A 7,768-nucleotide genomic window follows, 5' to 3' on the forward strand; every position below is an offset into this window, starting at 1 on the left:
ACCTCTTAGATGTTAGCTTCTAAGAGGTAGATTTCTATTTTTTAGGTAATGTAATTATAAAAGTAGTCCCATCAGAAGGTTCACTCTGTACTGAGATAGTGCCGTTATGAGCTTGAACGAGCTTATAAACGATCGCCATCCCCAGTCCAGTACCTTCCGAGGAGGCATCTGTTGTTGTTCCGCGATAATATTGCTGAAAAATATTTTCTTGCATGTGTGTGGACATACCTACACCGTTATCCACAATGTGAATTTCTACATGCTCTGTCCTATCAAAAATCTGTGTATAAATATTTGTGTTAGGTGGATTGTGGATAATGGAATTCATAAGAATGTTTTGTAATATGCGTTGCATGAATTTCGTATCAAAGTCAATGTTTATAACAGTTGTATCAGTTTTAAAGTGCAAGATATAGTCATTTGCCTGTGGATTGTTGCTTATAGTAGCAACGATTCTTTTTGTAAAATCTACAATATCCTGATTGGTTTTATGTAAGGGTAACTTTCCATCTGTATTATTAAACTGAATGACGAGACTTAAATCTTGAATAAGTTCCTCCATATGCTTGCCTTTATCTGCAATCTCTTGAATAAAAGAACGAGCTTCATCCTTAGACCAATCGTATTGTTCGTTTAATAATAGAGTAGAGTAGCCTGTAATATACGTTAATGGTGTTTTTAAATCATGCGAAATACCGGCAATCCATTCTTGTTTTGCTTGTTCAACCTTTTCACGTTCTGTTTCAGCTGCTTTTAATTTTCCTGATAAGGTTTGTAGGTGTTGAAGTACCTCTTGATATAACATATAACGCATACGGAGCTTTCCTTTACGTGTATAGACTTTTGATAGTCCAACAGGCTGTTTGTAGTTTTCCTGTGAAAGCTGATGAATCCAAGACATTATAAAACCAAGGGGACCCCCGAAATACCAACCAAATACAGCAATACAAACAATGGTACTAAACCCGAAAATCCATGCGACTAGTAGACTCTGGTAATCTTCACTAACAGATTTTTTAAAGAGTGGGAGAATACCTTCGAGTCCGATAACAATACAAATTCCGCTCAATAGTATCCACAGAATAATTCCCAGTGCAAGATGCAACGTAAATCGAGTGTTTATTCGCATAGTGAATCCTCTTTCGGTGGAATGAATTTATACCCAATGCCCCTTAAATTCACAATTATTTTAGGTTTACGTGTATCATCCCCGAGTTTTTTCCTTAGCTTTGAAATATGAATCGTGACGGTTTTTTCCTCGCCATATACATCATTTCCCCATACGAATTCATAGAGCTGTGAAGTTGTAAAAATACGATTTGGATTTTTACAAAAGAAGTGCAGTAGCTCTAGCTCTTTAGCTGTACACTCGACAGACTGATTGTTAACGGTTAATGTTGCAGATTCAGGATTTAGAGCAAAGTAACCGAAATCAAATTTTGTACTCTGCTGTTGCTGAGAACTTTCATTCATTTTTTGACGTCGAAGGATGACCTTTATTCGAGCAACGACCTCTAAAGGATTAAAAGGCTTTGTAATATAATCATCTCCGCCAATACCCAATCCCGTTAATTTATCAAAATCAGTAGAGCGAGCACTGACAAAAATAATGGGTGTATTTGTATACTTGCGTATTTCTGTGCAAAGTTCAAAACCGCTTATATCTGGGAGCATTATATCGAGCAAAATAATATCGTAATGATTTTCTTTTACAAGCTGTAGTGTACCTTTGCCTGTTGAAGAAGTATCAATATTTATAAAGTTTTCTTTTATTAAGGTAATTTCTAGTAATTTTAATATACCGATTTCATCATCTACGATTAGGATTTTTTCAACAGTTTCCATTTTTATCCCTCATTTCAATTTCATCATAACAGCTTCTGATCTTTATATCCTTACTCTCTTGAAAAAATTACTATCATTTTCCATCGATTTTACTTTGATTTTACTTTCACTTATTAAGCTTAATGTAACGAATTCAAAATGGTAAGGAGCACACAACATGGAAACCGTTATTCAACTACATCAATTAAGTAAGAGCTTTAAAGGAATCGAAACCGTCTCGAACGTCAATATGAACGTTAAGAAGGGGGAGATTTATGGGTTTCTAGGTCCGAATGGGGCTGGAAAAACAACGATTATGAAGATGATTTTAAACTTAGTAAAACCAACTTCAGGTGAAATTAAAATATTGAATCAATCCATTTCTACTACTTCCTATCAATACTTGAGCAAAATAGGCAGTATTATCGAGTACCCTGAATTTTACGACAGGCTAACAGCGAAGGAGAATTTAGAGCTTCACTGTGAGTATATTGGGGTTTATGAAAAAGGAGCCGTTGAGGAGGCATTAGAAATAGTAGGTCTTAATGGTGTTGAACATAAAAAAATATATGAATTTTCGCTAGGGATGAAGCAAAGATTAGGCATCGCACGTGCCATTGTTGCCAAACCGGAAATTCTTATTTTAGATGAGCCAATTAATGGTCTTGATCCAATCGGTATTAAAGATATTCGGGAGCTCCTACTACATCTAAAGGAGAAGCTTGGAATTACCATATTAATATCCAGTCATATCGTGTCAGAAATTGAATCAATAGCAGATACAATTGGCATCCTTCATCATGGGGAATTATTGAAAGAGGTAAGGATGGACGATATTCGAAAAGAGAACATGGAGTATCTGGAGATACAAATAGACGATGTGAAAAAAGCGATTCATGTGCTAGAGAACAAGTTAGGAATTCAAAAATATGAAATTGTCGATCAGCATTGTATTCGGATTTTTGAACATGACATTTCCCAATCTCAAATTAATAAAGAACTTATATTAAATAACATTGCTGTCAATGGCATTGAAAAACAGCAACAGCATTTAGAAGAGTATTTCTTAAATCTTATTAATGGAGGGAATCAAATTGCTTAAACTATTAAGACTTGAATGGAAAAAGAATAGTATGTCTAGCTATTTTAAAGGCTTAATCATTTGTATTATTGGGATTTTTGCGGCAGTTGCACTTATGGCAGTTGGTTCTGGAGATGAAAAGATGTTTCTAGATTATACAGATTTTATGTCTTTGACAAATATATTAATTCGCATCGTTTTTATCATTTTTTCGAGTGTAATTCTATCTCGTTTAGTCATTGACGAATACAAAAATAAGACGGTTCAATTATTATTTACGTATCCATTAAAAAGGAAAAAAATTATTTTTGCTAAGCTGTCTTTAGTTTTCGGATTTTGTTTCTTTAGCATTATCATTGCGACCTTAATGATGAATATCGCTGTTTATTTTTTAAATCCAATGATGAATTTGTTTGAAGCTCCTGTTGAGATACAGGCGATGGCAGCTACTATACCATCTACGTTTATCAATGCTTTTATGATGGCTGGGGTAAGCTTAATTCCTTTGTACTTTGGTATGCGAAAAAAATCAACAGCTTCGACAATAACGTCAGCTGTCTTAATTGGATTTTTGATTAATGCAACGGTTTCAAATGGGGATACATCTACAAGTTTATCTCAATTTATCATTGTCCCAACAATAATGTGTCTAATAGGGCTTATTATCGGCTATCTGTCCTATTATAAAGTCGACAAAGTAGATTTAACTTAAAAATGAGAAAAGAGGATGTAAAGTGAAAAAAGCAATCATAGCCTTAATATTCGTTATCGCGGTAGGAGGAGTATTCTTCACCCTTAAAATCAATGGAGAAAAGAGCATCACTGAAGAACAGTCCTTTGATGTTGAGCAAATTAAAGAACTAGAACTAAACATAGAGTCCTGGGATATAGCATTAGAAAATACAGAATCTGATAAACTAACAATTGAATTTGAAGGTAAGCAACAACAAAAGCAGCAAGACAATCCTGTTGAAATTAAAAAAGATGGAAATAAAGTAAAGGTACTTCAACAAGACACTGAAAAAGGGGCTATGAAAAATTTTAGCTTTGGAAAAAAAGATACTATTCACATTTCGATCCCTAAAAATGCAGTGAGTAAGATTGCATTAAAAAATAGTTATGGTGATATCAAAATTAACAACATTGAAACAGAAGAACTTTCGATTTCAACGGATTCCGGCGCTAAAATCATTAAAGGATTATCGGCTGATAAAGGTACAATTACATCAAAAGATGGTGAATTAAGTATCGTAGACAGTTCTTTAAATGAATTAACAATAACCGCTACAAACGGTGATAGCTATATTACTAGAGTCAACAGTCCGAAAACGAAAATTACTTCGACTAGCGGTGAAGTCTTAATGAAAGAAATCATCGAAGGAAAAGCACTATTTGTAGAAACTGCTTCAGGAGATATTGCAATATCATACAAAGAGGCACCAAAATCATTAGGGCTTATAGCGAACAGTCAATCATCTGACATAAGCGTTAATTTAGAAGGTTATCAGAAGGAAGAACATACGGATCAATTAAAGAAAGGTAAGGTTGGTGACGCGTCAAATAAATTGGAACTAATTAGCAAAGGGGGTATAATAACTGTAAAATAAAAACTTATAATCTGTCAGGTTAGTGAATAATGTTAAGACGAGAACTTGTTTCAATTCCTCTAGGAGGTTAGAAATGGCTAAACATATCTATGTAATAAGGCATTGCGAAGCTCATGGACAATCGTCGGATGCATCTTTAACAGAACAGGGCTTTCAACAGGCTGAAGTGTTAGCTGATTTTTTTACTGACAAAAAAATTGATCGAATTATTACTAGTCCCTTTTTACGAGCAATTCAAACTATAGAACCGCTAAGCAAAAGGGGAAATATAAATATTGAAATTGACGAACGCCTTGCAGAACGCATTTTAAGTACAAGAGATTTACCGGATTGGTATGAAAAGCTTCAAGCGACTTTTACGGATATGGATTTAAAATTTGATAATGGCGAGTCAAGTAACGAAGCGATGAAACGTATCGTTAACGTAGTTGAGAAAACTTTCAAAAGTGAGTCTGAACATACAATGATCGTTAGTCATGGAAATATAATGACCTTATTGTTGAAAAACTATAATAGCGATGTTGACTTTCAATTTTGGACACTTCTAAGTAACCCGGATGTTTTTCAGCTAAGTGTTAAGGATCATGAAGTGACTCTAGAACGTATATGGGAATAATAGAATTTTTTTGCTGTAAATGTATTCTGTGATAAAAAGAAGCGGTAGTGGAGGAGAAAGATGGATAGGTTATTGCAAGAGATCGTTACTTGGGCCAACAAGGAAGATAAACCAATCGTCATTGGTATTTCAGGACATGGTGCAGCAGGAAAAACAACGTTTGCCAATAAGCTTATTAACTGTTTAAACCAAAGTGAAGTGAATTATATTAATACAGACCCGTATATTGTTAGTTCGGATATACGCAAGCATACAATTATCAACTATACTTTTCGAAACGCACAGCATCATTTTAAAATGACCGCTTGCCATCCAGCGGCACATCATTTACCTTCTTTGGAAAGAGATATTCAGATGGTTAGAGAAGGTCTGGATTTATTGACAATTGATACGCATTATATGAAAAGTGCGTTAATTTCTTCAAAAACTAAAGTAACCATTGTTGAGGGAATGAGTGTAGCATTTATTAATCCGAAGTTATTTGATTTAAAAATTTATTTTTATACAGATGGTGAGACGGAATTAAAGAGAAGGTCGGGCCGTGATGTACTTGAAAGGGGAACTGATATCAATTATTTAATGCAGTCGCATGAAGAACGTAGAATTCAATATGAATTGTTTATGCATTCGTATAGCCAGCATTTTGATATTATTTTAAAAACCTCCGATGAAGTAATATGTCTAGAAAAAAATACATTTGATAATCGCTACAAGCTTCAATAACTTCAAGAGCCTTCACGGGGCAGAAGGCTCTTTTAATATTGAAACTTCACACGGACAGTCGCATTAATAGTCATTTGACCTTGTTCAATAGGTGTAGAAATGGTGGAATCAACCGTCGTCACGGATCTATATAGGACTGGTTCGATTTCATGTTCCTCAACGATTTCGATTGGCTGAGGCTGGATGGGCAAACGCATCGTCTCGGCAATTGTTTTAGCTTTCATTTGGGCATTATGAAGAGCTAAACTTAGTGCCTGTTGGTAATAGGCATCCGTATTTTCAATGTTAAAGTGGATAGAGGAAATGCGGTTTGCACCATTTTGCACAGCTGTATCAATGACTGAGCCAACCTGATTTGTATCAGTTACTTTAATGGTAATGGCATTTTGTCACTTCATAGCCTTTAAAAACTTGTTTATTGTTCTCAAATTCATAATGCGGTGCAATATTGTAGCCTGCCGTTTGGATATGTTCATTTGGGATATGAAGAGCTAAAATGGATTGTATGACACGATTCATAATCATCGCATTTTCCTGCTGTGCAACTTGTACATTTTTTGCTTGTGTACTTACCTCTACTTGAAGCTGAACAGAGCTTGCTTTAGCCATTACTTTTCCATTTCCGGTCACAACTATAACACGTGGTCCATAAGGAGTTTGCTGACCGACATTTGTATAATACATAGAATACCACCTTTCGAAAGGCTCATACTATGCAAGATGAAAATCATTAATATGAATTTTTAAGTGAAGAAAAAGCGTCTAGTTCAATGTCTTGACGCTTTATTTATAAAGAAAATCATACCATTTTTAATAACGCCTCTACACCAGACATTCCTTCGGTAATACCAAGTTGATGCGCTTCATATGTCACGGATTCTAATGGAGCTGTCAATAACTCATCAATTGTTTTCACGCCAACTGCTCGACCAGCAATAATTTTCCGGTCTGCTAAGCGGTCATTTAATAGACCCACATCTAAAGCCCCACACATAATGTACCCCGTATCGTTTGAAATGGTTAGCAGTGTTGTTTTTGGTAATTGAACAACTATTGCAGTGAAAAAATAGCCTTTAATCATAATAGGCTCAATTGTTACCATCCGAAATCACTCCTTTTCTCTATATACATATGGCAATAGATAAAAAGGTGTTCGACATTTTCATTAAAAATTATTTGTTACCTAAAACGACCGGTGTTTTTTCAATTGATACAAAAATAAAAGAATCAACCCATTTAATAAGAGTTGATTCTTCTTTTTATTTATTTTGTATAAGAAAGCATAGCTGTTTGCTTGAAATTTCTTAATGCAACCGTTGCCTCGTTTTTTGTTTTATATTCAAACATACGATAAGTATTTTGTTCAAAAACTGTAATAATCCACATATGAAAAATCCCCTTTGTTGTTTTTTTGTACTATAACAATTGGCGAGAAAATCGGATTTTTCTCTCGTTGTTATATATCAGTTGTGTCTTTATTTTACATCAATTAGTAAAAAAATAAAGTACTATGTGAGTGTTTTCACATTTCGTTCAAAATATAACAGGGAATTTTATAAATTTTTTATGTATGAATAGACACTAGCGTCGCATTAAAATAATTCAACGTATTTTTAAAAACTGAATTTTCCGCAATATTATGCGTGCATAAAAAAAGCCTTTATAATGGTTGGGTGGTAGTAAACCATCCAAATCCAAAATAAAGGACATAAGCATGGTTAAGTTTACACGAAAAACATCATTTGAACAATGGTTTTCACCTATTTCTTCTACGCAAATGGAGAAATTAGTTGAAATTCATCAATTAAATTACTATACAAAGAAGCTTCACATCGCTTCATTCTTGAAATTATTACTGTTTGCGCAGCTAAATGAAACCGAAAGTCTACGTGCCATTAGTGACACGCTGTTATCAGA

General features: G+C 34.3%; 12 protein-coding genes. 6 read left to right on the forward strand and 6 right to left on the reverse strand.

The genetic code is table 11. The annotated features are described in order from the left end of the window. Positions 1-34 precede the first annotated feature (34 nt). Entirely contained in the window at positions 35-1,129 is a 1,095-nt protein-coding gene (locus ACFXN8_RS09730; protein WP_386844697.1) for a sensor histidine kinase, read from the reverse strand. After that, positions 1,120-1,845 (reverse strand): response regulator transcription factor, encoded by a 726-nt coding sequence (locus ACFXN8_RS09735; RefSeq protein WP_370043687.1) that lies wholly within the window; start codon positions 1,843-1,845, stop codon positions 1,120-1,122. The genes ACFXN8_RS09730 and ACFXN8_RS09735 overlap by 10 nt, the downstream gene beginning before the upstream one ends. A 157-nt stretch (positions 1,846-2,002) precedes the next feature. Here ACFXN8_RS09735 and ACFXN8_RS09740 point away from each other — a divergent pair, with 157 nt between their 5' ends. From ACFXN8_RS09740 to ACFXN8_RS09760, 5 genes are all read left to right on the forward strand, one after another. Next, complete coding sequence (locus tag ACFXN8_RS09740; RefSeq protein ID WP_386844700.1) at positions 2,003-2,926, forward strand: ABC transporter ATP-binding protein; 924 nt, start codon at positions 2,003-2,005, stop codon at positions 2,924-2,926. Then, positions 2,919-3,617 carry an ABC transporter permease gene (locus ACFXN8_RS09745; protein ID WP_386844702.1) on the forward strand — a complete coding sequence of 233 codons (699 nt, stop codon included), beginning with the start codon at positions 2,919-2,921 and terminating at the stop codon, positions 3,615-3,617. Before ACFXN8_RS09740 ends, ACFXN8_RS09745 begins: the two co-directional genes overlap by 8 nt. Before the next feature lie 22 nt (positions 3,618-3,639). Continuing rightward, positions 3,640-4,512, forward strand: coding sequence for a DUF4097 family beta strand repeat-containing protein (locus ACFXN8_RS09750; RefSeq protein ID WP_386844704.1), 873 nt, complete (start codon positions 3,640-3,642; stop codon positions 4,510-4,512). 73 nt (positions 4,513-4,585) lie between these two features. After that, complete coding sequence (locus ACFXN8_RS09755; protein WP_386844705.1) at positions 4,586-5,128, forward strand: histidine phosphatase family protein; 543 nt, start codon at positions 4,586-4,588, stop codon at positions 5,126-5,128. A gap of 60 nt (positions 5,129-5,188) precedes the next feature. Then, a complete protein-coding gene (locus tag ACFXN8_RS09760; protein ID WP_386844707.1) occupies positions 5,189-5,851 on the forward strand; it encodes a uridine kinase family protein in 663 nt (220 codons plus the stop codon). A gap of 32 nt (positions 5,852-5,883) precedes the next feature. On the opposite strand, the gene ACFXN8_RS09765 is transcribed toward ACFXN8_RS09760, so the two are convergent. The 4 genes from ACFXN8_RS09765 to ACFXN8_RS09780 all read right to left on the reverse strand — a co-directional run bounded on the left by ACFXN8_RS09765 (position 5,884) and on the right by ACFXN8_RS09780 (position 7,237). Beyond that, on the reverse strand, positions 5,884-6,177 hold the full coding sequence (locus tag ACFXN8_RS09765; protein WP_386844709.1) for an SIMPL domain-containing protein: 294 nt from the start codon (positions 6,175-6,177) through the stop codon (positions 5,884-5,886). Positions 6,178-6,220: 43 nt separating this feature from the next. Beyond that, positions 6,221-6,535: an SIMPL domain-containing protein gene (locus ACFXN8_RS09770; protein ID WP_386844711.1), complete on the reverse strand. Its 315-nt coding sequence runs from the start codon at positions 6,533-6,535 to the stop codon at positions 6,221-6,223. A gap of 115 nt (positions 6,536-6,650) precedes the next feature. Beyond that, the gene (locus ACFXN8_RS09775; RefSeq protein ID WP_386844713.1) at positions 6,651-6,953 is read right to left on the reverse strand and encodes a YunC family protein; all 303 of its coding nucleotides are present in this window, start codon (positions 6,951-6,953) and stop codon (positions 6,651-6,653) included. A gap of 161 nt (positions 6,954-7,114) precedes the next feature. Beyond that, on the reverse strand, positions 7,115-7,237 hold the full coding sequence (locus tag ACFXN8_RS09780; protein ID WP_376072212.1) for a hypothetical protein: 123 nt from the start codon (positions 7,235-7,237) through the stop codon (positions 7,115-7,117). A 328-nt stretch (positions 7,238-7,565) separates the two neighbouring features. Here ACFXN8_RS09780 and ACFXN8_RS09785 point away from each other — a divergent pair. After that, on the forward strand, positions 7,566-7,768 hold a 203-nt coding region (locus tag ACFXN8_RS09785; RefSeq protein WP_386844715.1), incomplete at its 3' end, for a DUF4372 domain-containing protein.

The sequence above is a fragment of the Lysinibacillus sp. NPDC059133 genome (assembly GCF_042755925.1).
Lineage (GTDB): Bacteria > Bacillota > Bacilli > Bacillales_A > Planococcaceae > Lysinibacillus.

What these genes read in the sequence shown, in the direction of transcription:
- ACFXN8_RS09780 (WP_376072212.1), bottom strand. Translation starts at nt 7,237, where the DNA reads ATGTGGATTATTACAGTTTTTGAACAAAATACTTATCGTATGTTTGAA.
- ACFXN8_RS09730 (WP_386844697.1), bottom strand. Translation starts at nt 1,129, where the DNA reads ATGCGAATAAACACTCGATTTACGTTGCATCTTGCACTGGGAATTATT.
- ACFXN8_RS09760 (WP_386844707.1), top strand. Translation starts at nt 5,189, where the DNA reads ATGGATAGGTTATTGCAAGAGATCGTTACTTGGGCCAACAAGGAAGAT.
- ACFXN8_RS09775 (WP_386844713.1), bottom strand. Translation starts at nt 6,953, where the DNA reads ATGGTAACAATTGAGCCTATTATGATTAAAGGCTATTTTTTCACTGCA.
- ACFXN8_RS09735 (WP_370043687.1), bottom strand. Translation starts at nt 1,845, where the DNA reads ATGGAAACTGTTGAAAAAATCCTAATCGTAGATGATGAAATCGGTATA.
- ACFXN8_RS09755 (WP_386844705.1), top strand. Translation starts at nt 4,586, where the DNA reads ATGGCTAAACATATCTATGTAATAAGGCATTGCGAAGCTCATGGACAA.
- ACFXN8_RS09770 (WP_386844711.1), bottom strand. Translation starts at nt 6,535, where the DNA reads ATGTATTATACAAATGTCGGTCAGCAAACTCCTTATGGACCACGTGTT.
- ACFXN8_RS09740 (WP_386844700.1), top strand. Translation starts at nt 2,003, where the DNA reads ATGGAAACCGTTATTCAACTACATCAATTAAGTAAGAGCTTTAAAGGA.